This window comes from Parendozoicomonas sp. 2304DJ65-17 (genome assembly GCF_058148445.1).
Window position 1 is genome coordinate 313,682 of the sequence record NZ_JBYVJV010000006.1, and the last position, 26,434, is coordinate 340,115.

Annotated in this window: 21 protein-coding genes, 1 tRNA gene and 1 riboswitch; of the genes, 10 read left to right on the forward strand and 12 right to left on the reverse strand. The window is 48.5% G+C overall.

Annotated features, from left to right (window positions below; translation table 11 throughout):
• Nucleotides 1-22 precede the first annotated feature (22 nt).
• The gene (gene cobJ, locus ACY2RR_RS16700) at nucleotides 23-868 is read right to left on the reverse strand and encodes a precorrin-3B C(17)-methyltransferase (RefSeq protein WP_490109306.1); all 846 of its coding nucleotides are present in this window, start codon (nucleotides 866-868) and stop codon (nucleotides 23-25) included.
• Between the two features lie 176 nt (nucleotides 869-1,044).
• On the opposite strand from cobJ, the gene ACY2RR_RS16705 reads away from it, so the two are divergent.
• Nucleotides 1,045-1,875 carry a sirohydrochlorin cobaltochelatase gene (locus ACY2RR_RS16705; RefSeq protein ID WP_490109307.1) on the forward strand — a complete coding sequence of 277 codons (831 nt, stop codon included), beginning with the start codon at nucleotides 1,045-1,047 and terminating at the stop codon, nucleotides 1,873-1,875.
• On the opposite strand, the gene ACY2RR_RS16710 is transcribed toward ACY2RR_RS16705, so the two are convergent.
• From ACY2RR_RS16710 to ACY2RR_RS16745, 8 genes are all read right to left on the reverse strand, one after another.
• Complete coding sequence (locus ACY2RR_RS16710; protein ID WP_490109308.1) at nucleotides 1,872-2,975, reverse strand: cobalt-precorrin 5A hydrolase; 1,104 nt, start codon at nucleotides 2,973-2,975, stop codon at nucleotides 1,872-1,874. The genes ACY2RR_RS16705 and ACY2RR_RS16710 overlap by 4 nt on opposite strands.
• Nucleotides 2,976-2,984: 9 nt before the next feature.
• Nucleotides 2,985-3,752 carry a precorrin-2 C(20)-methyltransferase gene (gene cobI / locus ACY2RR_RS16715; protein WP_490109309.1) on the reverse strand — a complete coding sequence of 256 codons (768 nt, stop codon included), beginning with the start codon at nucleotides 3,750-3,752 and terminating at the stop codon, nucleotides 2,985-2,987.
• The gene (gene cbiE, locus ACY2RR_RS16720; RefSeq protein ID WP_490109310.1) at nucleotides 3,749-4,990 is read right to left on the reverse strand and encodes a precorrin-6y C5,15-methyltransferase (decarboxylating) subunit CbiE; all 1,242 of its coding nucleotides are present in this window, start codon (nucleotides 4,988-4,990) and stop codon (nucleotides 3,749-3,751) included. The genes cobI and cbiE overlap by 4 nt, the downstream gene beginning before the upstream one ends.
• Complete coding sequence (locus ACY2RR_RS16725) at nucleotides 4,990-5,649, reverse strand: precorrin-8X methylmutase (RefSeq protein ID WP_490109311.1); 660 nt, start codon at nucleotides 5,647-5,649, stop codon at nucleotides 4,990-4,992. The genes cbiE and ACY2RR_RS16725 overlap by 1 nt, the downstream gene beginning before the upstream one ends.
• Before the next feature lie 16 nt (nucleotides 5,650-5,665).
• Nucleotides 5,666-6,805: a cobalt-precorrin-5B (C(1))-methyltransferase gene (locus ACY2RR_RS16730; protein ID WP_490109312.1), complete on the reverse strand. Its 1,140-nt coding sequence runs from the start codon at nucleotides 6,803-6,805 to the stop codon at nucleotides 5,666-5,668.
• Nucleotides 6,806-6,808: 3 nt separating this feature from the next.
• Nucleotides 6,809-7,585, reverse strand: coding sequence for a hypothetical protein (locus ACY2RR_RS16735; protein ID WP_490109313.1), 777 nt, complete (start codon nucleotides 7,583-7,585; stop codon nucleotides 6,809-6,811).
• Between the two features lie 163 nt (nucleotides 7,586-7,748).
• Nucleotides 7,749-7,941: riboswitch (cobalamin riboswitch) on the reverse strand.
• A 113-nt stretch (nucleotides 7,942-8,054) separates the two neighbouring features.
• The gene (locus ACY2RR_RS16740; RefSeq protein ID WP_490109314.1) at nucleotides 8,055-8,588 is read right to left on the reverse strand and encodes a dihydrofolate reductase family protein; all 534 of its coding nucleotides are present in this window, start codon (nucleotides 8,586-8,588) and stop codon (nucleotides 8,055-8,057) included.
• Between the two features lie 118 nt (nucleotides 8,589-8,706).
• Nucleotides 8,707-11,589 carry an EAL domain-containing protein gene (locus ACY2RR_RS16745; RefSeq protein WP_490109315.1) on the reverse strand — a complete coding sequence of 961 codons (2,883 nt, stop codon included), beginning with the start codon at nucleotides 11,587-11,589 and terminating at the stop codon, nucleotides 8,707-8,709.
• A 332-nt stretch (nucleotides 11,590-11,921) separates the two neighbouring features.
• Between ACY2RR_RS16745 and uvrD the strand changes: the two genes are divergently transcribed.
• The 3 genes from uvrD (at nucleotide 11,922) to ACY2RR_RS16760 (ending at nucleotide 17,065) form a co-directional block, all read left to right on the forward strand.
• Nucleotides 11,922-14,105: a DNA helicase II gene (uvrD, locus tag ACY2RR_RS16750; RefSeq protein ID WP_490109316.1), complete on the forward strand. Its 2,184-nt coding sequence runs from the start codon at nucleotides 11,922-11,924 to the stop codon at nucleotides 14,103-14,105.
• A gap of 146 nt (nucleotides 14,106-14,251) precedes the next feature.
• Nucleotides 14,252-15,667: a PepSY-associated TM helix domain-containing protein gene (locus tag ACY2RR_RS16755; protein ID WP_490109317.1), complete on the forward strand. Its 1,416-nt coding sequence runs from the start codon at nucleotides 14,252-14,254 to the stop codon at nucleotides 15,665-15,667.
• 84 nt (nucleotides 15,668-15,751) lie between these two features.
• Nucleotides 15,752-17,065, forward strand: coding sequence for a DJ-1/PfpI family protein (locus tag ACY2RR_RS16760; RefSeq protein ID WP_490109318.1), 1,314 nt, complete (start codon nucleotides 15,752-15,754; stop codon nucleotides 17,063-17,065).
• Here ACY2RR_RS16760 and ACY2RR_RS16765 read toward each other — a convergent pair.
• Both ACY2RR_RS16765 and ACY2RR_RS16770 read right to left on the reverse strand, forming a co-directional pair.
• Nucleotides 17,062-17,622 (reverse strand): response regulator transcription factor, encoded by a 561-nt coding sequence (locus ACY2RR_RS16765; RefSeq protein WP_490109319.1) that lies wholly within the window; start codon nucleotides 17,620-17,622, stop codon nucleotides 17,062-17,064. The two genes, ACY2RR_RS16760 and ACY2RR_RS16765, sit on opposite strands and share 4 nt — an antisense overlap.
• Nucleotides 17,615-18,880, reverse strand: coding sequence for an ATP-binding protein (locus ACY2RR_RS16770; protein WP_490109320.1), 1,266 nt, complete (start codon nucleotides 18,878-18,880; stop codon nucleotides 17,615-17,617). The genes ACY2RR_RS16765 and ACY2RR_RS16770 overlap by 8 nt, the downstream gene beginning before the upstream one ends.
• Before the next feature lie 232 nt (nucleotides 18,881-19,112).
• Here ACY2RR_RS16770 and ACY2RR_RS16775 point away from each other — a divergent pair, with 232 nt between their 5' ends.
• Nucleotides 19,113-20,234, forward strand: a complete 1,122-nt coding sequence (locus ACY2RR_RS16775) for a TRAP transporter substrate-binding protein (protein WP_490109321.1) — start codon at nucleotides 19,113-19,115, stop codon at nucleotides 20,232-20,234.
• 82 nt (nucleotides 20,235-20,316) lie between these two features.
• Here ACY2RR_RS16775 and murI read toward each other — a convergent pair whose 3' ends face one another.
• A complete protein-coding gene (gene murI, locus ACY2RR_RS16780) occupies nucleotides 20,317-21,108 on the reverse strand; it encodes a glutamate racemase (RefSeq protein WP_490109322.1) in 792 nt (263 codons plus the stop codon).
• A gap of 138 nt (nucleotides 21,109-21,246) precedes the next feature.
• On the opposite strand from murI, the gene ACY2RR_RS16785 reads away from it, so the two are divergent.
• From ACY2RR_RS16785 to ACY2RR_RS16805, 5 genes are all read left to right on the forward strand, one after another.
• Entirely contained in the window at nucleotides 21,247-21,591 is a 345-nt protein-coding gene (locus tag ACY2RR_RS16785) for a hypothetical protein (RefSeq protein WP_490109323.1), read from the forward strand.
• Between the two features lie 119 nt (nucleotides 21,592-21,710).
• Nucleotides 21,711-22,610 carry a cytidine deaminase gene (cdd, locus tag ACY2RR_RS16790; RefSeq protein WP_490109324.1) on the forward strand — a complete coding sequence of 300 codons (900 nt, stop codon included), beginning with the start codon at nucleotides 21,711-21,713 and terminating at the stop codon, nucleotides 22,608-22,610.
• A gap of 63 nt (nucleotides 22,611-22,673) precedes the next feature.
• A complete protein-coding gene (locus ACY2RR_RS16795; RefSeq protein WP_490109325.1) occupies nucleotides 22,674-23,951 on the forward strand; it encodes a UbiH/UbiF/VisC/COQ6 family ubiquinone biosynthesis hydroxylase in 1,278 nt (425 codons plus the stop codon).
• 109 nt (nucleotides 23,952-24,060) lie between these two features.
• Nucleotides 24,061-24,134, forward strand: a tRNA-Gly gene (locus ACY2RR_RS16800).
• A 103-nt stretch (nucleotides 24,135-24,237) separates the two neighbouring features.
• Entirely contained in the window at nucleotides 24,238-26,010 is a 1,773-nt protein-coding gene (locus ACY2RR_RS16805) for a hypothetical protein (RefSeq protein WP_490109326.1), read from the forward strand.
• Nucleotides 26,011-26,434: the final 424 nt, after the last annotated feature.

Here is a 26,434-nt window from a genome sequence, read left to right on the forward strand (position 1 = left end):
TCTTTAATCCTGTGTACTTGTATTACTTGGGCTCTTGAAGAGCATCAACGTTCAGTGTGCGGCCGCGCTTCTGGCCTTCGTAAACACTGCCGTCTTTCAGGTCGTATTTTTTTGTGTAGCCGCGAGGCGTAACAATCATGTCTTCGAACAGGTAGCTGGAGCTGTTACCCACCTGAACGGCGGCCAGCATGCCAATGGGATGTTCCAGGAAATGTTCAAGATCGCTGATAACAATCTTCTGATTGTCACGGTAGGCACCCTGAATAATGGCAACAGGAGTGGATGCCGGGCGGTGCTGAAGCAGGATTTCTCTGGCTTCAATAATCTGCGACTGGCGACGCTTGGACTGAGGGTTGTAGAAGGTGATAGCAAAATCAGCTTCAGCCGCCGCGTGAATACGCTTGCGGATAACTTCCCATGGCGTGAGCAGGTCAGACAGGGATATTGTGCAGCTGTCGTGTCCCAGTGGGGTGCCAATCAGGGATGCGCAGGCGTTAGCTGCAGTAATACCGGGAACCAGCTGATAGTGAATGCCATCTTTGCGGGTCCAGTCGCGATCCTGCAGCAGTTCCAGAACCAGGGAACCCATAGCGTACATGCCAGCATCGCCAGAAGAGATCAGTACCACGGAGTGGCCTTCTTCCGCTAGATCAATGGCGCGGTTGGCCCGATCAACTTCCTGAGTCATGGCAGAACCAATCAGTTCTTTGCCTTCGCACAGTTCTTCGATAAGGCTCAGGTAAGTTTTATAACCTACAACAAAAGCTGCATTTTCAATGGCCTCACGGGCCATAGGTGCCATCAGCTCAGGGCTGCCGGGACCAATACCAACGACTGTCAGTCGTCCTTTCTCTGTATTACCCATCATTCTCGGTTTCAGTTAGAATAAAAGACATCAAAACATTTCAATTCCACTGCGAAGCCACTCCCGCCAGAGACTGCTCCGCACCATTCCCAGACAGGAATTCCTGATAAGCACTCTTTGGACTGTTCTGCGTACGTTTGCAGAATGCTTATCACCAACCCCTTTTTCAGGAATCTGTCATGAAACGTTTTCGTCACTACAATAAGGACACGGCTATTGTCCTTTCCTGCTTCGGCTCCGTTGTGGAACAGAATCGCTATAACAAGCTGGCTGACTCTGTTCGTGAAGCCTTTCCGGATTACCCGGTAGAAATTGCGGTTACCTCCCGCATGGTTATCAAACGACTGGCCGCTAAAGAGGAATCCTCCCGCTGGCTGAATCTTCCTCAGGTTCTGGCTAACCTGGACATGGAAGGTTATCGTCGTATTGTCGTTGTCTCCTGCTACCTCTACCCCACCGACGAACACAGTGTTGTGCTCAATACTGTGAAAGGTTTCGAACAGTTCTCACTGTCCCGTTTCGCGGTAACTCCTGCCTTGCTGAATAAAACCGGTACAGCGACCAAACTGCTGCAGGCTATTCACGAACGCCATCCTGTCGTTGATGGCATGGCTAACCTCTATATCAGCCATGGTTCTCCTCAGCTGGATAACGCGGGTTATTCTGCTATCCAGTACAGCCAGAACTTCCTCAACCGCATGGATCACCGTAACTTCAGCTGCTCCCTTGAAGGCGCGTTTCCATTCCACGCTATGCGTGATGGTCTTATTCGGGATATCCGTTCAGTTGTTAACTGCGAACGCCCGAAACTGCGCCTGATTCCTATGCTTCTGGTGAGCGGCAACCACTTCGAAAATGACTTAATGAGCATCAAAGAACAGCTCAGTGATCATTTCGACATTGAAGTCGCCGAACCTGTGAGTGGAGATCGTTTCTGTCTTCTGGATATGCCAGAGCTGGTGGATATCCTGAAAGACCAGATCGAACTCGAGCTCAAAAAGCTGCCTTAAACCTCTATACGACAAGCGGCCAGCGTCATGTTTTTACCCTCTTTCGAGAGGGTAAATTTGGTTTTAGGAATCAGTAGTTTCTTGGCACCGCTGGCGTATAAAGACGCGGCTTCGCCAACAGAGCTGACTCCCACGCAGCGACGAACCACTTCGGAAGGGTTTTCAATTCCTTCCACCTTATCCAGCACTTCTGCGGGATAGGTTTCAAAAGGCACACCAGCCTGATCGGCGTAATCAATAAACGCCTGCTCATCACTTTTGATGGAAATACTGGTCAGCTTGGAAACGCTTAAAGGGCTGACAGCGTTTTCCGTGCAAATCTGAGCAATACCTTTCTGGATCACCTCAAGAGGCGTTCCCCGGTCACACCCCAATCCCAGAACAATAGTTTTGGGGCGCCAAAGCACAGCTCTATTGATCAGGTCAGGACGCTGTTCCAGTAGCTGGCTGCGATCTGAGATCAGCACGTAATGTTCAGCGGCATTATTGGAATCAATATCAGACAGTTGCTTGGTAACTCGAATATTCGCAGGCAAAGGTTTACCCGCTGGCCACCAACCTGTTTCACCACACTCCTGAATCACAACAACTGGATCACCATTCACAACAGCGCTGGCGACCGGGGTAATAGCTTTCTCGCAGGCAGGATCAAGAATCCAGCCAAAAGGCTTACCCATGGTGTCTACAGACAAGGTTTGTGAAGAGTCTGACGCAGTGGTTAAAACCGCCTGTGCATCCAGCAGTTGAGCCAGATGCTGCGCAGTATCGTTCGCGCCGCCCCGGTGACCGGAAAGAATGGGAACACTCCAGTTGGCGTTCTCATCTACACAGATAACAGCAGGGTCCTGCCGTTTATCTTTGATCACAGGAGCAATCATCCGCACAGCAATACCAATGCTGAAAAACATCACATGGTTGCTGTACTGGTTGAACTGCTCCGCTATGACATTACCCAGAGAACTGGTGATTTCCCGCGCGCCTTCCGGCGCTTCAGAAAACAGTTTGGATGAAACAAAAAGCTCAGCATCTTCCAATTGATCTCGAAGAGCCGTGGCTTTCTCAAGTCCCTTGCGGGTAATGGCATAGAGGGCGTATTGCATCAGTCAGCCTTAAACGTTCTGGCTTACGCCGGTGCGCAGCACGCCTTTGCGCTGACGGATAGAAATCTGAACCATGGAGAAGTAACGGTTTTCTTCCGGTACATCTTCGAGGTTTTTGTAAACTTCCTGCTTCTCCAAGCTGGCGTGAGACACGTAAGTGGCTTTATCCAGAATATCCAGGTCCTTAAGCATGGCGATTAGCTCAGGAATCATTCGCCCAGCTTTGATCAGCATAATGGTGTCGAACCCTTTCACCAGAGTCGGCAGCATGTTGATGCCGTAAGTGGCAGGAACCACGCAGAAACGTTCTTCACCTTCAGCCAGTGGTATACCGGTTGCGGCAGGAACGGCAGTTACGGAAGTAATGCCGGGAACAATTTCCAGTTCAACGTCTGGCCAGCGCTCTTCGTGCTCGTCCAGAATGTAGTGCCAGGTGCTGTAAACAGATGGGTCACCTTCGGTGATAAAAGCAACATCTTTACCAGCAGCCAGACATTCACCAATAGCGTCAGAAGCAGCGTTCCAGGCGGGAACAGTAATGGTTGCGTCCTTGGTCATGGGGAACCACAGGAACATACGCTGGCCTTTCATATCATCTTCAGGAACAGCGCCGGTTACGATATCCCAGGCAAAGGAGTCGTGGGCTCCCTGCTTCTTTTCTGGAATGGCAATAACATCAACATCCTTCAGCAGATTGGCTGCACGAAGAGTCATCAGGTCTGGCGCGCCAGTGCCCACACCTACCGCATAGAGTTTTCCGTATTTCTTTGTGCTCATGGGGCAATCGCCTTGGTAATAGTAAATAGATGAATTGGGTTCTCGGCCCGGTAACCGGTGTAGCTGGCAATAGGGCGGTTACGAGAGATATTGATCAGGCTTATGGAAGGTTCGACCGACAGATTCTTAAAGCAGTGGAAAGCCTCGGTAACGGTGTCGAGGGTCACGGCGCTGAGTAGAAGACGACCGCCGGGTTTTAAAACCTCGAAGCAGTGGTTGAGAATCTCAGCCATCTGCCCGCGGGTGCCGCCAATAAAGATTGCGTCTGGTACCGGAAGATCCTGCAAAGCTTCCGGTGCCATGCCGGGCACAACCTGCAGATGATCGACCCGATGTTCCTGAGCATTGGCGCGGCAGAACTCGACACATTCATCAACGCTCTCAACGGCATAAACTTCGCCGCGCCACGCCTGCTTGGCTGCTTCAATTGCGATAGAGCCGGAACCTGTGCCGATATCCCAGACAACGGAATCCGGAGTCAGGTTTAAACCGGCAACAGCCAGTGCCCGCACTTCCTGTTTGGTAATTAAACCTTTGGCTGGCATGCGCTTGCGGTAAGCGTCATCGGAGCAGTGGCGGTCGTAACCATTCCACGGTTTGTGTTGCTCATTCACCAGAATCATTACGTTCAGGGGATCAATGGATTCCGGGTCAGCCTGTGCCAGATCGGAAACATTCCACTGAGTCACAGATTCTTCTGTTCCACCCATGCGGGCACAGATATGAAGTTGCCAATCCAGTTCACCATAAGCTTGCAGGTGTTGAGCGACAGCTACTGGGTGATGAACACGATCCGTCATCAACGCAAACTTCTGGCCTTGCTGAAGTTTACTAACCAGCCCTTTCATCGGACGACCGTGAACCGAAAGAATGGTTGCGTCATCCCAGGGCATATTCAGTGCAGAGAATGCCAGCTGAATACTGGCCGGAGATGGAATAAAGGAAAGATGTTCTTTCTCAACAAGGCGAGAAAGCCTGCGACCAAGCCCGTAAAACAACGGGTCGCCCGATGCTAGAACACAAACATTGTTTTCGTAAGAGGTTTCGATGATGCGGTCGAGATAGTTCTGCAAACCTCTGCCGCCGAAAGGAATACGCTCACCGGTAAACTGAGGAAAGAATGATAACTGTCGTTCACTCCCGGCCAGAACCTGAGCCTGCTGAACAGCGCCAATGGCTTTGCTGTTCAGACTGGAGCAGCCATCATCGCCCATACCGATAACAGTGATGGCAGTCATTAGTTTGCCGCCTGAATCAGCAGGGAATGAATGGAAGAAACGATAAGAGTGCTGCCACCTTTACGACCAAGAGAGGTGATATAAGGCGCAATCTTTGATTCGTGCAGCTCATCTTTAGATTCCACAGCGGACACAAAGCCAACAGGAATACCGATAATCAGCGCTGGCTTGATCTCACCATCTCGAACCATACGCATAGCTTCGAGCAGAGCCGTTGGTGCATTACCAACACCGATAATCGCGCCATCGAGAAGGCCTAGATCCCGTGCCTTGTGCATGGCCTGAATAGAACGGGTGTTACCAATCTCCTTGGCCTGGGCAATAACATCTTCATCAGAAACAAAGCAGTGAGCGGTATTGGCAAAGGCGCTCATGCGAGCTTTGCTGAGGCCGGATACGATCATAGAAACATCGGAAACAATCGGGCAGCCCTTGCGCAGAGCTTCAATGCCAGACTGAATGGCGTCGTCACTGAACTGGAACAGTTTGGCGAACTCAAAGTCACCGGTTGTGTGAATTGCACGACGAACAACATCCCACTCACCAGCATTGTAACTGTGTTCACCGCCAATCTGGCCACACACTTCTCGATCAATAATGTCGAAAGAGCTTTCTTCAATGTGACGCCCCATAGACGTCATCTGTTTCATTATTTCCATTTCAGATTCCCTAAATTTATTGATGCTGGCCCGCGGATTGTTCGCAGGAGCCAAGAAGCTGGCCTTGAAAATCAATCAGGTAACAACTCACTGGGAAACTCTTGCGGCCATAGCTTTCAGCGGCAGCTACAACCCTTTGGCAAAGAGCGTTATAGATCGCAGCGGTGTTGGTTTTGCCGGAATGATCGTTTTGCAGCAGTTCCAGAACATGGCGGGCAGTGTTGGCTTTGCGTATGTCTTCACAGAGTTCAGAAGGTGCGCCATGTTCACTGGCAAGTGTGGAGAGCATATTGAAGTTGACGGCAGGGCCGCTGACATGAGTCATCATGGCTCCGTCTGCCAGTTTGGCAATTTTCCCAATCATGCCGACGATCAGAACTTTTCTAGCCTTGTAGCGGGCAGCTGATCGCAAACCGACACCGACAAAATCTCCGGCCTGAACAAAGCTTTCTCGGGGAAGTTCCGGAAACTGGGTCATGGCAAACTTTTCTGTTCGTCCACCAGTGGTAAGGGCGAAGCCAAAAACATTGTTTACAGTGGCAACCTGAATGGATTGCCGAACGCTGGCAGCGTAAGCCGATGTGGAGAATGGTTTGACTGTGCCCCGAGTGCCGAGAATAGATATCCCGCCAATAAGCCCAAGGCGTTCACTAATCGTTTGTTTCGCTAACTCGCGCCCAGCAGGAACACTGATAATGACTTCTGCTCCCAGGTGTTGAGAGTGATCCAGTTCCTGCTGAACCATTTCGGTAATGTTTTTGCGGGGAACCGGATTAATGGCTGGGCCACCTACTTCAAGCCCAATGCCGGGTTTCGTTACCCGTGCAACACCTTCACCACCTTCAAGCGCAATACCGGGATTATCTTTCAGGCAAACCTGCGCACAGATTTCTGCACCGTGAGTGCAGTCTGGGTCATCTCCGGCATCTTTGGTAATTGCGCAGAGAACGCCTTCCTCTAAAAACTCTGTGCGGGTAATCGGGAATGTGACATCGCTGCCAACAGGCAGAGTTATGGTGATGTCGCTTTGCTCCTGACCAGACAGCAATGTCTTCACTGCAGCGCGGGCTGCGGCTGCGGCACAGGCGCCGGTGGTATAACCACTGCGTAGCTCTTTCTTATCTAGACTGCGACTGATGACAGAGTGTTTGGCCATGATTCAGCGCACCATTTTTTTCACAAAGTAACGTTCATCAAGAACCTCTGTGAGCGGGCGGCGTTCATCTATAGCTTGAAAGGCTTGCAGCCATTGCTCATCCGAAAGTTCATCACCGTGGGCAATCCAGGAACCGTTATTTACCGCGGTTTCACCGGGTTGAAGGTTTTCATAAATCACGGAAACACTGCCGCTGCGGCAGGCTCCGCAGCAGTGGCTACGGGTGATTTTCATTCTGCGTTCGCCTTTGCCTAGACCAAGCTGTTTAGCGATGCCTCTTAATCGGTGAGCAAAGGTTTTGCTTTCCTGTTGTGGAATACAGGGCTCAATACCGCAGAACACCATGTGTGTTCGGTATTCAGCCAGAGGTAAATCTTTTATGCGGGAGAGGGCGAGGGCGACACGGTGGCCTTCAACTTCAATGATGCGTGGTTCAGCCTGAAGTTTTTTGCGGCCACTGTTGAATAGTGCGCAGGTAGATGCCTGAAGCAGAAGGCCTTCCAATTCACCGTGATATTTGTGAACGTATTTGTCCATGGCTGCCTGCCAGCGTTCAGGGCAGGTTTCCAGTTCCAGAGACATACTCTCAGCAATGTCTGAGAGAATTGGTTTTATAAGACTTTCCCGTGCGCAGGATAGAGAGGCTAAAACATTAAAGTCATGCTCGCCGTCTTCCATAAACTGGTTGATTGCAGCGACAAGAATATTTTTAGGACATTCGGACTCTGTGGCTATGCCAAGAAGAAGGGTAGTGCCTGTACCAGAGGAGCAATGGGGCATGTGAGAATCCGGTTTACCTTATTTTCTGTATCCAAAGCGTGCGCAAAAACAGGCGTGGCTCTGTTCAGAAGGGGGTAGAAAAACCGGAAACCAAAAGTATGACTACACGATCAGGTACACCCGCCTGATTCTTAACAGATAACGCGCTGTAGCTAGGGTGTGAACACACCCTCATGTTCTGGCTGGTATCCTGACTTCAGGGTCGTGGCATTTTGGTTAGCCTTCCCAGGAATTTATTCCCAGTGGCAAAATGACCAAACGCTCGCCTGTTACAGTTGCGGGCACAGTTGAGGATTCTCACCTCATTCCCTGTTTTCAGTTCATTCACTGAAAACACCAAAACACTTAAAAGCAATGTTGCTTTTAATAATGCTGTGAAGGGTATAACGGAGCACAAGAGTTCGTTATGAGGGAAAGTCGAAGGTTGTACAAAAAAGCAGGTAAGGTGAGTGGGGGTTTTGTATGGAGTTTAATGTTTTCGTCTGTATCGTGTTTTGATCAGGCCATTTTGAAAAATTTCGGTATTAATATGCTCAAATTCCATGTGTCCGGTAAGAGTGCCGAATAACTGAGTTCCTCCTCCTAATAGAATTGGCATCTGGATAAGTGTCATTTCATCAATCAGGTCTTCATCAAGAAAACTCCGAATAACCCGGCCACCATCAATGTACAGACGGTTTGCTTTCTTCATCTTCATGGCTCTGACGATTTCATGAGGCGTGCCTGCAAATATCTCAACTTTCCCTTTCAATTCTTCAGGAACTTCTTTCAGGGTTTTACTGAGCACAAATGTTGGTTTGGAAAACGGCCACTTGGGTGAGGATTTTCGAATGGCCTCGAAAGTCTTGCGACCTATCACCAGACCATCAATTCTGAGCATGAATTCCACAAACCCATAATCAAAATTATTAGGGTTGGGAGGATCTGTCAGGAAATTCAGTCCGCCATCGCGGTCAGCGATATAGCCATCCAGGCTGATCCCGATAAAGACTTTGGCAGACACGAACACCTCCTTGTGTGCTTTCTGCTGTAATGGATTTCAATCTCCGCTTTTATCAGTAAAGCGGGTAATCCCCTCCTTTGCAGGAAGGGATTATTTCAATATAGAAGGAATTAATAAATTAAGCGGTTATCTGCAGGCGGTGGGCTAGAAACTTATTGAACTCCGTGACCGGCAGAGGTTTGCTGATAAAGTAGCCCTGCACTTCATCACAAGAATGCTCCTGCAGAAAATCGATATGAGACCGGCTCTCTACTCCTTCTGCCACCACCCGTAAATCCAGGCTGTGAGCCATAACGATTATTGCCCGGGTTATGGCTGAGTCATCGTCATTGCTATCAAGGTGGGAAATAAAGGAACGATCGATTTTGAGGGTATCAACAGGTAAACGCTTCAGGTAACTGAGAGATGAATAACCGGTTCCGAAATCATCAATGCTCAGGGTTACGCCCTGATCCCGCACCAGAGTCAGCATTTCTATGGATTGTTCAATATCGTCCATCAGCTGACTTTCTGTGATTTCCAACTCCAGCAGGTAAGCAGGCAGCTCCGTTTTCTCGAGAACTTCCCTGACCTGTTTAGCCAGATTTCCTTTTCGAAGCTGATGCGCTGAAATATTCACCGAGACACGTATTTCCCAGCCGCGGTCCAGCCAGGCACGGGCCTGTCGACAGGACTGTTCCAGTACAAAGTCTCCAATATCATTAATCATGCCGGTTTCTTCAGCCAGAGCGATGAATTTCCCCGGCATCACCAGCCCGTCTTCCGGGTGGTTCCAGCGAACAAGAGCCTCTGCCGTCGTAATAGAGCCTTCTGCCAGTGTCATCTTTGGTTGATAGAAAACTTCCAACTGGTCGCCATCAATGGCCTGCCGCAGGTTACGTTCCAGAATCATCCGCTCGTGGGATGAGGTGCGCATATTCTCATTGAAGAACTGTACGGTATTACCGCCCAGGTACTTGGATTGATTCATTGCCGTATCTGCCTGAGAGATCAGGGTTTGCAGCTCCCGGCCATTTTCGGGGTACCGGGCAATACCAATACTGGCACCGATTAACAGTTCATGGTTGTCGATGGTGTAAGGCGTGCTGAGAGTATTAATAATCTCTTTGGAGAGCTCTTCCAGAGTTTCTTTGTCTGTCCAGTTATCAATAACAATGGCGAACTCATCACTGGCCAGTCGAGATGTTGTATGAACCCGTGCTGTATGGCGAAGCAATCTGCGGGAAACCTGGCGAAGCAGTTCGTCACCAGTGGAATGACCTAAAGAATCATTGATCTGTCGGAACCGATCCAGATCGATCATGATCACAGCCAGTTCCTGATTTTCCTTTTCTGCAATCTTCAGAGCTTCATGGAGACGAGAGTGAAACAGTGCGCGGTTGGCAAGGCCGGTCAGAGAGTCATAGTTGGAAAGGTAACGCAGTCGCTCTTCTGTTTCTTTATGCTGGGTAAGATCCTTGAATAGGCCAACGTAGTGAATCAGGTTGTCCCTGTTATCCTTTACCGCATTAATCTGAATCCAGATAGGGAAGGTTTCACCATCTTTACGGTGTTCGATGATTTCTCCTTGAACGTGGCCTTCAATAGACAGGGTTTCCAACATATTGCGGTAACGATCAGAGCTGCCATATCTGGGATTCAGGTCGAGAGTAGACTTACCAATTAAGTCTTCATCAGAATATCCCGTTAAATCTCTGAACGCCCGGTTCACGGTCATAAACTTGAAGCTGGTATTCAGTACGAAAATCGCATCGCTGGTATTTTCAAACACGGTAAGAGCCAGCCTGGATTCCTGCTCATACTGGCGTTCAAAGCTGATGTCCCGGCGGGTACCCAGCATTCTTGAAGCACGCTTTCTTTCATCCCACTCAACAACCTGACCGCGATCTTCCACCCAGACCCAATGGCCTTCTGAATGACGGATACGGTAGCGGGCAATGTACTGTTCTTTCTTACCCCGAAGATGAGAGATGATGGCTCGGCGAACGGAAAGGCTGTCTTTCGGGTGAATCAGGTGCTCGAGGTGCCCTTTAAAGCCATCCAGTTGATCAATGTCGTAACCAAATAACTCTTTGAACCGACTGTGATAAATCAGTTCGTCTTTCATATTCCAGTCCCAGAACCCAAGACGACTGGCATCAAGAACCTGTGTCAGGCGCTGCTCACTCTCCTGAAGGGCCAGGCTGGCTTCCTCTCTTTGAAGAATCTCATCATTAAGGCGGGAGTTGGTACGAGTCAGTTCACGAGTGCGGTTGGAAACAATATGTTCAAGGTTAGCACGGGTTTCTTCCAGATCCTGGCGGGCTTCATCAGTTTTACGATTTTCTTTGGCCAGTCGTTTACTGAGGGCCTGATTCATAAAGTGTCGGGTAAGGCCATTTATCGAGACTTTATGAACATACAGGGCCGGGTAGGACATAAATGCCAATAGCGCCGGGCCTGCAAGAGCCCAGTTTCGGAAATCGGCCGGAGAATTTAACCACAGCCAGCCTGACACACCCAGAGTCAGTGGGACTGAAAAGAAGAAAAAAGCTGGAAGGTAGCTCGAATAAAGAGCAGCACAAGAGAAAATAATGGCTGCCGCTGCTGTGCATAGAATGATCAAATTTATAATGCTATGCAGAGGAAAAAACGTTACAACAACGGCTGTCAGCAACAGGCTGGCAATAAAGTTGGCAAGATTAAAAAGGAAAAACCAGATTTCCTGTCGCTTTGAAAGGTTCAGCTCACTGGAAAGAAAGGTCTTGGTCATGCGATTGCGTAGCAAGCCGAACCCAACAAAACCAGCTACGAAGATGGCAGCAGGAAGATAGCTCTGGGCAGACCATAGCATTAGAAATGTCAGGGCGGAGCAAAGGCCAACAATAATAAATAATCGCAAAGAGCCTTTGTGCAGGTGTTTCAGTTGTTCGGCACGCACACGGGTCTTCAGCCAACCCTTGTCGGTGTCGACAACGGGAAGGTCGAGAGTGTTACTGAATTGTTGGGCCGTGTGGTTCATAGACTCAGGAAGTTACACCTTTTGGTAATGCTCCGGGCATCCTTACCCTGTTCTTATTTTTTTTGGTGCTTCCGTTCTAATTTTATTAAGCCGAAACAAGCAATTAATGGCAAGTCAAAAATGCGGCCAATACTTACAAAGTATCAGTTTTTGTCAGTTTAACGACATGTGTTGTTTTTTCAATATGGGGAAAGGTGTAGTTGATTGGGTATATGTTGAGCATTGGAGGTCAGCCAACAGAATCTTAACGGATAAACACCGGCGGCCGTTTTCGTTACACTTGGCAGTCTGGAATATTCAAGCCTATCTCACCGGAGCCACTGATTAGAGCTATGGACGTCACCGCAATTCTTGATTCTTTGAACGATGCCCAGCGTGAAGCCGTTACTCTTCCGCTCAGCTCTGGTTTGGTATTGGCCGGTGCCGGCAGTGGTAAAACCCGGGTGCTGGTGCACCGAATTGCCTGGCTGGTACAAACGGAAGGTTTATCTCCGTGGTCAATCATGGCGGTAACTTTTACCAATAAAGCTGCCGCAGAAATGCGTGGCCGTATTGAAGAAATGTTGGATATGCCTGTGCGTGGTATGTGGGTTGGCACTTTCCATGGTCTTGCTCACCGTATTCTGCGTGCTCACTGGCAGGAAGCTGGTTTGCCGGAAAACTTCCAGATTCTCGATAGCGATGACCAGCTGCGAATCGTAAAACGTATTATGAAAGCCATGGGGCTGGATGACAGCAAATGGCCACCCCGCCAGGCTCAGTGGTTTATTAACGGTAAGAAAGACGAAGGCCTGCGCCCTCAGCACTACGATCCCGGCCACGATCTGTATGAGAAAACCATGCATGCCGTGTACACCGCCTATGAAGAGCAGTGCCAGCAGCTGGGTGTGGTGGACTTTGCAGAGCTGCTGATGCGTTCCAATGAACTCTGGCTGACCAATATTCAGCTGCGTGACCATTACCGTGACCGTTTCCGTTACGTGCTGGTGGACGAGTTTCAGGATACCAACTCCGTACAATATGCCTGGCTGCGCAACCTTGTTGGAGAACGCGACAACATGATGGTTGTGGGTGATGATGACCAGTCCATCTACGGCTGGCGCGGCGCGAAGATTGAAAATATCCACAACTTCACCCGTGACTTCAGTAATGCCAAAACCATCAGGCTGGAGCAGAACTACCGTTCAACCGGCACAATTCTGAAAGCCGCAAACACACTGATTGATAACAACCCCGGCCGTTTGGGCAAAGAGTTGTGGACGGACGGTGTTGATGGCGATCCGATCCGGGTGTATTCCGGCTTCAATGAAGTGGATGAAGCCCGCTTTATCAGTGACCGCATTCAAAGTGCAGTTGATGGTGGAATGGCTCGCAGTGATATTGCCATCCTGTATCGCTCCAATGCTCAATCACGGGTTCTGGAAGAATCCATGTTGCGCTGCGGTATTCCTTATCGCATCTATGGCGGGCAGCGATTCTTCGAACGGGCAGAAATCAAAAATGCCATGGCATACCTGCGCCTTTCCAACAACGTGAATGATGATACGTCTCTGGAACGTGTAATTAATGTTCCGCCCCGTGGTATTGGCGATAAAACCGTACAGTCTATTCGTGATGTAGCTCGTGGTGCCGGTATGCCTATGTGGCAGGCTGCCAGGCAGATGATTAACCAGAAACTGCTCACTGCCCGGGCATCTAACTCTGTGAATAACTTTATTGAGTTAATAGAAGGGCTTTCTGCTTCAGGTGATAGCTTGCCACTTCACGAGTTTGCTGATCACTGTATTCAGATCAGCGGCCTGATTGAGCTGTACCAGAAAGAGAAAGGTGAGAAGGGCAGAGCCCGGATTGAGAACCTTGAGGAACTGGTATCTGCCTGCCGGGAGTTTGATCCGGAAGAAGTGTTTGATGATGAGGAACAGGAAACTCTCGCACCGCTGGATGCATTCCTTGCCCATGCGGCATTGGAAGCCGGTGATACACAGGCCGATCAGTTTACTGACAGTGTGCAGATGATGACTCTGCACTCCGCTAAAGGCCTGGAATTCCCATTGGTTTTCCTGGCCGGTATGGAAGAAGGTTTGTTCCCTCACAAAATGTCTATGGAAGACCCTGACGGCTTGGAAGAAGAACGTCGTCTTTGTTACGTGGGCATTACCCGTGCGGAAGAACAGCTCTACATGACCTATGCCGAAAACCGCAGACTTCACGGTCAGGACACCATTAACCGCCCATCACGCTTCCTGCGGGAAATTCCCCGTGAACTGATGGATGAAGTGCGTCTGAATGCCAGTATCAGTCGCCCGGTAACAGCAACATCGCGAGCGATTGCCAGCGCCGATGTTCCCGGTACCGATCTGCGTTTAGGTCAGCGGGTTTTCCATGAAATGTTTGGTGAAGGTGTTGTTCTCAATTTTGAAGGGCAGGGTGCTCAGGCTCGTGTTCAGGTGAACTTTGATTCTGAAGGCAGCAAGTGGCTGATGGTGGCTTACGCCAAATTGGATGTGTGCACCTGATACATTGTTCAGCTTCAAAAAATACCCCGACTTGTACGGGGTATTTTTTGAATGCGACTTTTTGCCACATTTTCACAGAAACAAAAATTAGTAGTATTCGGAGGAGGATTAAATAGCCATAAGGCCTGAGACAAATAAGAAAACTAATGAATAAAAATATTTATCGAGCCATGTGGCGCTGGCATTTCTTTGCTGGTCTTTATGTCATCCCCTTTATGCTGATGTTGTCGATAACCGGTTTGGTTATGCTGGCCTATCCGTGGATAGATGCCTGGCAATACGGTGATGAATTAACAACCGTTGAAGCTCCTGCTGAAAATCAGCCTTTATCGTTGCAACAGCAATTGAACGCTGTGCAGAGTGCATATCCAGATTCGAGAGTTGCGCAATTTGTTCCCCCTATCTCTGATCAAAGTTCCAGTCTGTTTAAGGTCAAAGGTGAGAACGGCACAATACTGACTTTTGTAAATCCCTACACTGCAGAAGTTCTGGGAAGTTTTGAAAACGCAGATCGTCTGTACACTATCAGCGATGATATTCATGGAACATTTCTGTTGGGAGAGACCGGTGATGCTCTGATTGAGCTGGCAGCCGGTCTTGGCTTTTTACTCTTGATATCGGGCCTTTATCTGCACTGGCCAAAAAACAGTGCTGGCCTGAAAAGCATGTTTATTCCTATGTTCTTGAAACCTTCTGAATGGAGTAAGGGGAAAAGAGCCGCCTGGAAAAACATTCATGCTTCGATGGGATTTTATCTAAGCCTGTTTCTGTTGTTCTTTCTGCTGACGGGGATGACATGGACCGGTATCTGGGGCGCAAAAATGGTTCAGCCATGGAACTCCTTTCCGGATGAGCAATCTGCCTCTGCGTGGCAATCCAACCCTGAAAAAATCACTCATGCTGATTTAAATACTGATGGTCTCAAGGAAGTGCCCTGGAATCTTGAGCTAACAGCGGTTCCTACATCCCAGGGCACCAATGCTGATGGACAGATAATGTTGGATCAGGCTTTTGAAAAGGCCGGGGAACTTGGTTTTTACATTAAAGACCAAGGCGCTTTCAGTAACTCGTTCCGTATCGGCTTACCTGATGGCGAGACCGGTGTTTACAGCATTATGTCTGTCACTATGAGTCGTGATGCTACAAATCCTTTTGGTGACAGAACTGTTCATCTGGATCAGTACACCGGTGATGTTCTTGCCGATATTGATTGGGATGACTACAACCTTGTAGCCAAAGCTATGGCAGCCGGCATTGCCTATCACATGGGAGCCGCAGGCTGGTGGAATGTCATTCTGGCGGTACTGGTCTGTGTTGGTTTGATCCTGATTTCTATGACCGGTGGTGTTTTATGGTGGAAGCGACGCACTCCATCCGGGTCCCTTATTAATGCACCCGCTAAGCAGGAACTCGAAGATTTGTCTGGCAGGCAGAAAGGTTTAATTGCCCTGGTTGTGCTGACAGGAGTTTTGTTTCCGGTAACGGGTGCAGTCATGCTGCTCTTTGTTGGAATTGAAAAGCTTGTATCTGGTAGAACTGCAGGTGTTCAACAAACGACATAGCACGTGTTTTGAGGTGCCATGCTCTGCTGGTGTCCGTTGTAGCAGAGCTGGCATCTCCCTTTCTCTCATCAGCGGACTATCGGAATGGACAGAGTGTCTCTCTTCAGGAAAGTATCAATTGGTTTTGCACTGGCTCCGGGTTTTCGTGCAGCGGACGTTGTTGGGTTGCAGGCAGTTTTTGGTTTGCAGCCAAGGCGTCGTTTTTTCTATGCCGCTGAAAATGAAGGGTTGGTTTATGGCAAGTCCGGGTTTCCTATAAAGGCTGATATTACTTTTGAAGTTTGCCCTGATCTTGATGTGCTGGTTATTGGAGAGGTACCGGAAGAATCTTTAAATAATTCCCGATATATCGAATTTGTAAGACGCCAGGCAGAACATGCTGAGTATGTTATTGGTGTGTCGAGTGGCGTTGTTGCACTGGCAAAAGCCGGAGTCTTGAAGGGTGTAAAAGTAACGACCAACAATTCCAATATGGATCAACTGGCCCGGTATGGTGCGATTCCTGTTGAGCAGAACAAAACTGTTGTTGATGGAAAGTTTTATACCTCGGGGCCATCTACCGGTGGTATTGAGTCAGCCTTTATGGTGACGAAGGCTTTGCGTGGAAAGACGCTTGCCAGCATGCTGGAATTAAATCTGGAATATAACCCCAAACGAAGATTCTCTGGTCAGCCTTCTGAACATCAGACACAGTCTCTGGAGAAAGTTGAGCCTTTAAAGGTTGCCGTTCTTACTCCGCCAAATCTCTATCTGCCTGATGTTATGGGCGCTATAGATGTTCTGGGTTCTGTTCCCGAAACTGAGATTTTTTATGTTTGGAAAGAACCCGGCGAAACTCAAAGCATTTTTGGGCCAACCATTGCCGCAGACACAACTTTCGAACAATGCCCTCAGGTTGATGTGCTGGTAATCGGAGCTGTTATGCCATGGGAAAGTAAAGATTCTGAAGTTCTGGATTTTATTCGGAAGCAGGAGCCTCAGGCACGAGGAATTATCAGTGTTTGCGCTGGAACTGTGGTGATTGGTGCTGCCGGATTACTAAAGGGCAAGCGTGCAACAACCAATTTTCATATGACAAGCTTGTTGTCTCCTTTGGGGGCGATAGTGTGCCATGAGGAAGTTGTTGCTGACGGTAAATTCTTTAGTGCCGGGCCTGCTATTGGTTCTTATGAGGCTGGCCTTTTAGCTGTTGAGGCTATTTGCGGAACGCAAATGGCCCGTCATATCGAAGAGGATATTCTGGAATACTCGCCAAATCCGGTTTTGGGAACAGGCTCTCCTACGCTGGCAGGCAAATGGCGCACAAAGATCAGCAGAATTCTCTCTGCTCCATTGTGCTCTGTTTACCAGAGGCATGCGTTGAAAGGGTATCAGCGTTCAGCTGCCACCAGTTCTTAAGCTTTAACTGGATTCTTACTCAGCTTTCTCTGCAATGTCCGCCTGTGCATTCCCAACTGGCGGGCTGTTTCACTGATATTTCCGCTATTTTCCAGCAGAACCCGCTGAATATGTTCATATTCAAGGCGGTCTACAGACAGTGGTCGTTCAGCTACAGGTACAGAATCTGGCTCCGCGGGTTTTTCATTGAGAGCCGTAAGAATCTGGTCAGCATCAGCTGGTTTGCAGAGATAGTTTGTTGCTCCCAGGCGTATGGCCTCAACAGCAGTCGCGATGCTGGCATATCCGGTAAGAATTAGAGTTCGGATGTTTGCATTGCTGGCTAACAGAGATGGGATCAGAACAAGGCCATTGGCTCCTCCCATTTTAAGGTCAACAACGGCTAAGTCGGGCTTATAGCTCTTCAGGGTTTCCTGCCCTTGCTCAGCAGAATGGGCGACGCGCACATCATAATTCCGTCGGCGCATGGCTCTGGCCAGCACCTGACAGAAGGTATCGTCGTCATCAACAAGGAGAACTTTCTGTTGTGGGTCGATGCAGGAAGATAAGTCATCCATTACTGTCAACCTCAGGTAACCTTACTTCAGTGATTGTTCCAATTTCTTTCGCATTATAAAGGCGAACGACACCGTTATGCTTTTCTATAGTGGCAGCACTGAGCTGTAACCCAAGCCCAAGTCCGCCTTTTTTGGTGGACACTGTTGTGTATCCCGGGTGTTCCGAAACATCTGCAGATAAACCTTGTCCTTTGTCTTTGATTTGCAGAATCACCTCTCCAGAATCTTGAGAGAGCTCCACCTTTACAAAATCGGGGCTTGCATCCGCAGCATTATTTAAAAGATTGATAAGGGCCATTTCCAGAGACTGGTCTGTTTCAATATGGCCTTTGAAGTGCTCAGGGTATTCAAAAGATACATCAACCCCTGGTCGTAAGAGTTGCCATTCATCCAGAGTTTGAAGAATAAAGTTTTGTGCTTGCTGAACTGATGGATTTTGGTTCTGGCTGTTAACAACAATTTTCGTAAGGCTCTCTTTGCAGGTGTCTACCTGTGTTCTGAGTAGAGCAATATCCTCCAGAAGCTGCGATGGCTTGTCATACTCCAGCGACATCTCTTTCAGCAAAACACTCATGGTAGAAAGCGGTGTACCCAGCTCATGGGCTGTACCGGCAGCTGTTGTTGCAACCGCGAGGATTCGTTCGTTGCGTAACTGGTATTCACGTCCGGCCGCAACTTTGACTCTGTGGGCGCGAAGGCTGTCTGCCATACGGGCAACCAGACCTGTAATAAGAAAGGCGCTGATCGTAAATGTCATCCACATTCCGGCAAGGTGAAGGGTCGCCATTTTGGACATACCGTGGTGGGAAGCCATCATTCCATTCTCACTGGCCATCAGAGGTTGATACCAACTCTGCAGCAAGGTGTAACCCACAATGCTGAGGGTCGTAATAATCCATCTTTGCTTGAGTGGGAGCAGGGCAGCACTGATAGACACAGTGACAAGGTAAACCGATATCAGGGGATTAGTGTATCCACCACTCCAGTAAAGCAATGCGGTTTGAATCAGCGTATCGGCCAGGAGGTGTAGGAAGAGTTCAGTTGGTGACGCAATAGCCTTTCTCTGGCAGACAAACCACGTATAGGTCATCAAGCCAGCGGACACCCCAAAAACAATGAAAAGGGGAAGCCAGTTCAGAGAAATTTCAAAGAAATAATGAACACCGAATAAGGCCAGCAATTCGGTTGTAAATATAACGAGGCGAATGGCATTCAGGTTGCGCAGGTTTTTGGGCCCAACCTTATTTATTGCACTCACAGCAGGTACCGTCTGTGTATTTCTAGCGAAGTTTACCTGTATTGATATAACCCTTTCACCCTGGTTTTCAGGAAGATGCCATTCTCGAAAACTGAAGGTCTGGTAATAATTGGCAACGATGGTCAGGTTTAAAGTGGTCTGCTGGCACTATTTTTTCCGACCGGATAGTATGTTTTGTTCTCAGAAAATAAGAACAATAAAAATCAATAATAAAAGAGGGGAAAAGAAACAGATGAAACGTCGTCAGTTAATTACAGCTCTAGGCGTTGGTGCTGCAGGTGCTGTTGTTGCCGGTTGCAGTGGTCCCAAAGAAGAGCTGACCTGTGCGCCAGAAACACCAACCAACCCCGTCGCTAAACAAGAAGTTATCAATTGGAAGCTGATTACCTCCTGGCCTAAAAACTTCCCTGGCCTGGGAACAGCTCCAGAGCGCTTTGCAGAAATGGTTAATTCCATGAGCGCTGGTCGTCTGAATATTAAGGTATACGGCGCTGGTGAAATTGTTCCGGCTCTGGAAGTTTTTGATGGTGTTCAGAGTGGTACTGCAGAAATGGGACACAGTGGTGCTTACTACTGGAAAGGCAAGAACCCGGCTACCCAGTTCTTTACTGCTGTTCCTTTCGGCCTGAATGCTCAGGAAATGAGTAGCTGGCTCCACAATGGTGGCGGACAGGAACTCTGGGATGAGCTGTACGCAGACTTCAACCTCAAACCATTTGCTGGTGGCAGTACCGGTGTTCAAATGGCTGGCTGGTTTAATCGCAAGATTGAATCTCTGGATGACCTTAAAGGCCTGAAGATGCGTATTCCAGGTCTGGGTGGTGAAGTCCTCAAGCGTCTGGGTGGTTCTCCGGTTAACGTTCCCGGTGGTGAACTGTTTACTGCACTGCAGACTGGCAGTATCGACGCAACAGAATGGGTTGGTCCATACAACGATATGGCCTTTGGCCTGTATAAAGCTGCCAAGTACTACTACTACCCAGGATGGCATGAGCCAGGTTCAACTCTGGAGTTTACTGTAAATCTGGATGCCTGGAATGCACTGCCGGACGATTTGAAGGCTATTGTTAACGCTGCCACCAAGGCATCTCACCTTTCCATGTTGGATGAGTACACTGCCCGTAACAACATGGCCCTTGAGCAGCTGAAGAACGACCATGGTGTTCAGGTTCTGAAGTTACCAGATGATGTTCTGAAGAACCTGCATACGGTTGCGGAACAGGTTGCCAAAGAGGTTTCTGCCAGCAACCCAATGGCTGCGCGGGTTTATGAGTCCTTCAACAAGTTTGCGGCTCAGGCTACGGAGTATCACAAGATCTCTGAGATGGCGTACTACGACGCACGTCTTCTATAAGTTCTCTGTGACCTGATAAAACAAAGCCTGTCTGAGATGTTCAGACAGGCTTTTTATTTTGAAATTTCAAACGCACTTCCCGTCAGTTAACCAGCCCGTTTCCTGAAATAGTAAAACCACGCTTTTGGAAAGAAGCCTTTAATGGTGGTAGAGAATCACTGTCCCCAGTGAAAAAAACCTGATGTTCAGGAGCTGTAGACTTTTCGGATGCTGGATTTCCCAGAAGACTGAAAACCCGGCGTGCAATCGCTTCTCCTGAATCAACCCATGTTACATCCGGCATGCTTTTGCTGAGTTCTTCTTTCACCAAAGGGAAGTGAGTGCAGCCAAGTACAATATGATCTGGCCTCTGTTTCGCAGATTTGAAAGGTTCGAGAATCTCATCAAACTCGTTCTGCTCAACGGGTTCGCCGTGGAGTTTGTTTTCTGCAAGATGTACAAGACGGGTAGAACCGGCACGAATCACTTCGCAATCACTGGCAAAGGCTTCAATCAGATTATCTGTATAAGAGCGTTTCACTGTGCCGGGTGTTGCCAGCAAACCAATGCATTTGTTTTGGGAGCGAGTCGCTGCGGTCTTAATGGCGGGAACAACGCCAACAATTGGAATCGACAGCTCCTGTCGAATACGGGTAAGAGCCACAGTGCTGGCTGTATTGCAGGCCAGTACCGCTATAGAGGGATTATGTTTCTGGCAGAGAATGCCAAGATAATGGCTGACCCGATGTACGACATCTTCCTCTGAACGTGGCCCATAGGGAAAGCCTGCGTTATCAGCACAGTAAATCACTGGCAGCCAGGGCATCATTCGGTTGATCTCTTCAAACACCGTTAAGCCGCCGGCCCCTGAATCCATAATAACTATTGGACGCACAGAGAAGTCAGTTCCATTTTGTGAAGCGAGCCATTTTAGTATTCATATTAGCTACGCCAATACGTATCTGGTCTACCCTTGCCTCCGCCTTGGTTTTGGCAGTCTAGTTCCTTCTCTTGGCCGGAGGTCAGCTCGCCCATGTTTAACGTCTTATCTTTATCCAAAATGCGTAAGCCGGTTCTTAAATCACTTTTGGCAGTCACCCTATCCGCTGGTGGAGGCTATGTGAGCGCCGGACTTCATGTATACAGCATACCTTTTGATGATCAGGTAACGGTACGGATATTTGATAATGGCAAGCCAGTAACCGGTGGTGAGGTCGCTGTTTACAATTCTGATAACCGCAAGCTGGAAACGCTAAAAATTGAAGATGGTAAGGCCGTTTTCCGGTTTCCTCCTATTGGTTTAAGAGTGAAAATTGTTGCCAGTGCCGATGGTTTAACCGGGGTTGCTTATCAATCCCGAGAGAGCCGAATGAACTGAGTTACGTTGGTGTAGATCAAAAAAGGCGCAGAAATGTGCCTTTTTAAATAACAAGTGTTTGCTTTTTGATCAGTTGTCGGTTAATTCATTACTCCCGACAACTGTGTGGTTTTCTGTCTATGCCTTTGTTTTCATTCGATAGCCGCGTACTGGATGGTTTTGCTCCTGACGCCCGTGCTCTTGTTGAAACCATGCTTTTCTCCCAGGCTGGCATGCTTACAGCCAATCAGGCTGAAGAGTTGGCTTCCTGTTTGTCTATCTCTATTGAGGACCTTCCTGAAAAGCTGCTTCCCGTTGCAGCGGCATGTTCCGTCGCGCCTGTTTCCAAATTCTATGTTGGCGTAGTTATCCGTGGTGGTTCCGGTGCCCTTTATCTTGGCGCCAATATGGAGTTTGAAAACTCTGTTCTGGGAATGTCCCTCCATGGTGAGCAATCTGCCGTGAACAATGCCTGGTTGCACGGTGAAACAAGCATTAAGTCTCTGGTGGTAAATGCCGCTCCGTGTGGTCACTGCCGACAGTTCCTCCATGAGCTCCAGTGTTCCGACACATTGGAAGTGAAGATTATTTCTGCAGACGGAAAGTGCAGTTGTAACACTCTTGATAAATATCTGCCTGAAGCCTTTGGTCCTAATGATCTGGGTATTGAAGGCGGTATTCTTTCCGGTAACGCCATTGATCTGAACTGTGGCGAAAGTGATGAGCTGGCCAAACTGGCATTGGATGCCGCTCGCCATAGTTATGCGCCTTACACTGGTGGTTATGCCGGGGTTGTTCTGGAAGCTACTGATGGCACTAAAGCCTGCGGACGTTATGCTTCCAATGCTGCCCATAACCCAAGCCTGCCACCTTTCACGTCTGCTATGTCTCATCTGCGCTTTATGACTTTAGGGCGTGATGTTGAGCTGAAAAGCATGACACTGGTTGAGAAGGAATCCTGCATCAGCCACGGAACTCATATAGAAGCTTTAAAGCACCTGTATCCAAATATGGAAATACGGGCACTCAAGGCCTCTTGAGAACGGCGCATGGCTCGTGCACAGTAGCGCCAACAGCGGAACTAAGAATAACAGGGGAAAACTGTGGATAACGAAACCGGCAGTCCTGATGTAAGCAAGCAATATGATGTTGTTATTGCTGGTGCAGGAATGGTTGGCGCCGCAATCGGCTGTGCGCTTGGTCAGGCGGGGTTAAGCGTAGCCCTTGTTGACCCTGTTATTCCCAAACCTTTTGAAGCGGGCACTGTGCCTGACATTCGGGTTTCTGCTCTCAGCCCAGCCAGTATTGAGTTTTTGCAAAAGCTGGGAGCATGGAACCATATTAAAAGTATGCGGCTGTGTCCTTACCGTCAGATGGCGGTATGGGAAAAGCTGAAAGAACCTCTGACCAATAAACCGGTCTCTTCCCGTTTTAATCAAACACTGTTTGATTGCAAAGAAGTCGGAACAGAAGAGCTTGGCTTTATTGTTGAAAACCGTATTACCCAGCTCGGCCTCCATAAAGTGATCGATACGCTGGACAGTGTCTGTGTTATATCTCCAGCTAAGCCAGTGTCTATTGATCGAACAGGCCCACTTCCTCAAGTCACACTGGATAATGGTAGTTCTATAAAAGGAAAGCTTGTTATCGGTGCTGACGGAGCGAACTCCTTTGTACGCCAGCAATCTGGTATTGGCCTTTCCAGTGGCGACTATGAACAGAGAGCGCTCGTCGCAACTGTTGAGATTCCCGCTGGCCCACTGGATATAACCTGGCAGGCATTTACTGCAACCGGGCCTCTGGCATTGCTTCCTTTGCCTTCCTCTGGCGGCAAAGGCTATGCGTCTTTGGTTTGGTATAACCATCCGGAGAATGTCTCACGGTTAATGGAATTGTCAGACAGTGAGTTTCTGCAGGAAGTCCGGAATCACTTCCCGGAAGAATTGCCAGAACTTCTGGCTCTGGTAGAACGCAGCTTCTTCCCGCTCACTCGCAGACATGCCTCCTGTTATGCAAAGCCTGGAGTGGTACTGGTTGGAGATGCTGCTCACACCATTAACCCTCTGGCAGGCCAGGGTGTAAATCTTGGTTTTCAGGATGCAGCGTGCCTGGCAGAAGTTCTTTGCAAAGCATTTGAAGAAGACAAAGATCTTGGCTCCTTAGCTGTACTTTCTGAGTATGAGAAAAAGCGTCGTCCGGAAAATTCCCGAATGCAGATGGTGATGGATGTGTTCTATCACCTGTTCAGTAATGACTTTTTGCCACTCAAGTTCGTAAGAAATATCGGACTGGCGATTGGTGGCAAGTTTCCTTACGGGCGGAAAAAGGTCATGCGCTATGCCATGGGGCTGGAAAAGATACTGCCCTGGCCATTGGGGTAGCACTGGCAGTATTGCTGTTATAAATGTTGTTGCTGCAGTTGTTACTGTGGTTGTTGATAAGGGTCATTGTTGATCCTTATCGTATAGTTAGAATCAAATGACACTCTCGGCGGGTGTAGTTCAATGGTAGAACGTCAGCTTCCCAAGCTGAACATGCGGGTTCGATTCCCGTCACCCGCTCCATTTTCCTGATCTTCCCTTTCTCAGTTTTACTGACTCCTTTGTCAGCAATTTCCCTCCTTTATAACTGTCTATTGGCAACTCCCATGCATCAGGTATTGCCACTATGGATTCATTGCGTTTTAAGCCTTCCGAACTTTATAAAGCGACACAAGCTACGGCTGAGTCAGCCCCTGCATTAAGTAACCTTGAAAAGCTGGCGGTAGGAATGAAGAAGAGTGGAGAGTTCTATTGCTGGCATGTATCCCATGAGAGAGATCTGCCTGAACTTTCAGTGAAACTACTCCCCAAGATATTTAATGGGTGTCTGGATCGTAGGGAGGTGCTGGAGAAATGTTTCAGTATTAAAGCAGCAAAGGTCGAGAGAGTTGATGTTGAGACGCCCCTGATGGCTGATCCGGCACGAGGGGCTACGGCAAGTTTTAGCTCAATGGATGTGAATGATCTGCAGGAAGCTGAGGCTGAGTTTTTCAGGGCGTCTGCCGTAGGAGAGGATGTTGCTCCCTCTATAGCTAGACTCGTTCATGTCGCAACCGGGTTGGCTAAGTCGCCAGGAACCAAAAAGAAGGAGCAGTTTTTCCGATTGTTGGATTACAAGCTCCATCTTATTGATCAATGTTTGCAGTGCCCTTATGCAGCAAAAGGGCTGGCGGCAATCGAAGGCGCATTTGAACGAGAGCTACAGGTCTTACAAGAAGGGGCAGGTTTAAAGGACTTCAACTTTGAAGCTGTTGTGGAAGAAGGGAATTATGGCAACTCAGTCGCCTGTTTGGACTTATGCAGAGCACTCGATGATGAGCTTTTGGATGAAGTTCTGCCCCAAAGGTTAAAAATTTATGGAGAGCTTCTTATTAGAAGAAAACACCGTTGGCCTGCAAAAGGGATGGTGGAGTTTCTTCTCAGAGGGAAATATGTCAGTAAGGTAGAAATTGAGGCTGTAACTTCTGGGAAAGCTGAGCTTGGGCGGCTACTCACTGATGGTGCAATAGCTTTTAAGATGAAAGGCGAAGATTATCAACATTTGATAGACGCCCACGGCAAGTTAGGTGATAAGCCAATTCCTCAAGAATCCCATAGAGAGGTCTATCCAAAAAAGCACTTGGAAGATGAAGCTCGCTTGCTCGGAGAAATTCCAGAGTTTGATACAGGGGAACACTTGCTCGAAGAAAAGGTTGTTGTAGTACCTAAAGAAGACGGTGCGGCAGCAGTAGGAGATGAGAGGAAGAAAAAGAAAAAAAAGAAGAAAAAAGGAGGTGGTAATAAGGAAGTCAGTACAACAGATTCAGTTACAGTGCCGGAATTACTTTCTCTTCCACCGGAAAACACGAAAACGACTTCATCCTCTGGTAGCGGTTCTGCAAGTTTGCCAGCTTCCTTAACCATCTCTGACCCATTAAATGCCCGAATCAGACAGCTTGTTGAGGGTGCACAATTAAGTAAAAAACAAAGCAAGATTTTAGAAACCAATCAGCAGGTGATTGAAATTCTAAACGATCTGCACTTTAAGAAAGGTCTTCATCCTCACTTTGGGCAGCAGCTTGAAGTAATGGAACTTCTGCTTGAAAAGGGTAAGTGTGAAATAGCAGACGTAAGCGAGATGATGAAGAAAGGACATTTAAATGAGGGTAACTGCGCACAACTGATTGCTTGCGTGTCTCTGCAAGCTCAGCAGCAGGAGTTGGTTGGAGAAGCTACTGCCTGTACACCAGTTGATGATGGTGGCGTGTTTAATTATTTAGTCGGGGAGATGACAAAACTTTTAGTTAGTCCTCCTAAAGAGGAAGAGAAGAAGGCTCATGTACATCCTCAACATCGTCGTGGTGGTGGACGAGGCCGAGGTAGGGGGCGTGGAAGAGGAGGCAAAGGCGGGCGTAGGTAATAATTAAACGCTGTATAAATGCTTATACAGAATGCCTTGACCAAAATTACTGCGCCCCTATAATGCCGCCTCGTTGTCACCGGCGACTCAGCCGAAACGCTTTCTTCTCTCAATTGAGAATCAAGCATTGACAGCAAAACGGAACGCTGTAGAATGCGCTCCTCGTTGTCACCGGCCAAGGCTAACGACAACACCGTTGAGAGATTCCTAACCGATTGATTCTAAACGAATTATCAAAAACGAATCACTTGACACCGACAGCTTCCACGGTAAAATGGCGGCCTTGCTGGAACGGCTAATTACTAGTCACTCTTTAAGAGTTCAGCAATCCTCATCACGAAATGAGCTGATGAGCGATCTTTAACAAAGAATTCAGGCAATTCGTGTGGGTGCTTGCCTGGTGAGATAAAGCTTTCTGATTAAC

What these genes read in the sequence shown, in the direction of transcription:
- cobJ (WP_490109306.1), bottom strand. Translation starts at nt 868, where the DNA reads ATGATGGGTAATACAGAGAAAGGACGACTGACAGTCGTTGGTATTGGT.
- ACY2RR_RS16705 (WP_490109307.1), top strand. Translation starts at nt 1,045, where the DNA reads ATGAAACGTTTTCGTCACTACAATAAGGACACGGCTATTGTCCTTTCC.
- ACY2RR_RS16710 (WP_490109308.1), bottom strand. Translation starts at nt 2,975, where the DNA reads ATGCAATACGCCCTCTATGCCATTACCCGCAAGGGACTTGAGAAAGCC.
- cobI (WP_490109309.1), bottom strand. Translation starts at nt 3,752, where the DNA reads ATGAGCACAAAGAAATACGGAAAACTCTATGCGGTAGGTGTGGGCACT.
- cbiE (WP_490109310.1), bottom strand. Translation starts at nt 4,990, where the DNA reads ATGACTGCCATCACTGTTATCGGTATGGGCGATGATGGCTGCTCCAGT.
- ACY2RR_RS16725 (WP_490109311.1), bottom strand. Translation starts at nt 5,649, where the DNA reads ATGGAAATAATGAAACAGATGACGTCTATGGGGCGTCACATTGAAGAA.
- ACY2RR_RS16730 (WP_490109312.1), bottom strand. Translation starts at nt 6,805, where the DNA reads ATGGCCAAACACTCTGTCATCAGTCGCAGTCTAGATAAGAAAGAGCTA.
- ACY2RR_RS16735 (WP_490109313.1), bottom strand. Translation starts at nt 7,585, where the DNA reads ATGCCCCATTGCTCCTCTGGTACAGGCACTACCCTTCTTCTTGGCATA.
- ACY2RR_RS16745 (WP_490109315.1), bottom strand. Translation starts at nt 11,589, where the DNA reads ATGAACCACACGGCCCAACAATTCAGTAACACTCTCGACCTTCCCGTT.
- uvrD (WP_490109316.1), top strand. Translation starts at nt 11,922, where the DNA reads ATGGACGTCACCGCAATTCTTGATTCTTTGAACGATGCCCAGCGTGAA.
- ACY2RR_RS16755 (WP_490109317.1), top strand. Translation starts at nt 14,252, where the DNA reads ATGAATAAAAATATTTATCGAGCCATGTGGCGCTGGCATTTCTTTGCT.
- ACY2RR_RS16760 (WP_490109318.1), top strand. Translation starts at nt 15,752, where the DNA reads ATGGACAGAGTGTCTCTCTTCAGGAAAGTATCAATTGGTTTTGCACTG.
- ACY2RR_RS16765 (WP_490109319.1), bottom strand. Translation starts at nt 17,622, where the DNA reads ATGGATGACTTATCTTCCTGCATCGACCCACAACAGAAAGTTCTCCTT.
- ACY2RR_RS16775 (WP_490109321.1), top strand. Translation starts at nt 19,113, where the DNA reads ATGAAACGTCGTCAGTTAATTACAGCTCTAGGCGTTGGTGCTGCAGGT.
- ACY2RR_RS16785 (WP_490109323.1), top strand. Translation starts at nt 21,247, where the DNA reads ATGTTTAACGTCTTATCTTTATCCAAAATGCGTAAGCCGGTTCTTAAA.
- cdd (WP_490109324.1), top strand. Translation starts at nt 21,711, where the DNA reads ATGCCTTTGTTTTCATTCGATAGCCGCGTACTGGATGGTTTTGCTCCT.
- ACY2RR_RS16805 (WP_490109326.1), top strand. Translation starts at nt 24,238, where the DNA reads ATGGATTCATTGCGTTTTAAGCCTTCCGAACTTTATAAAGCGACACAA.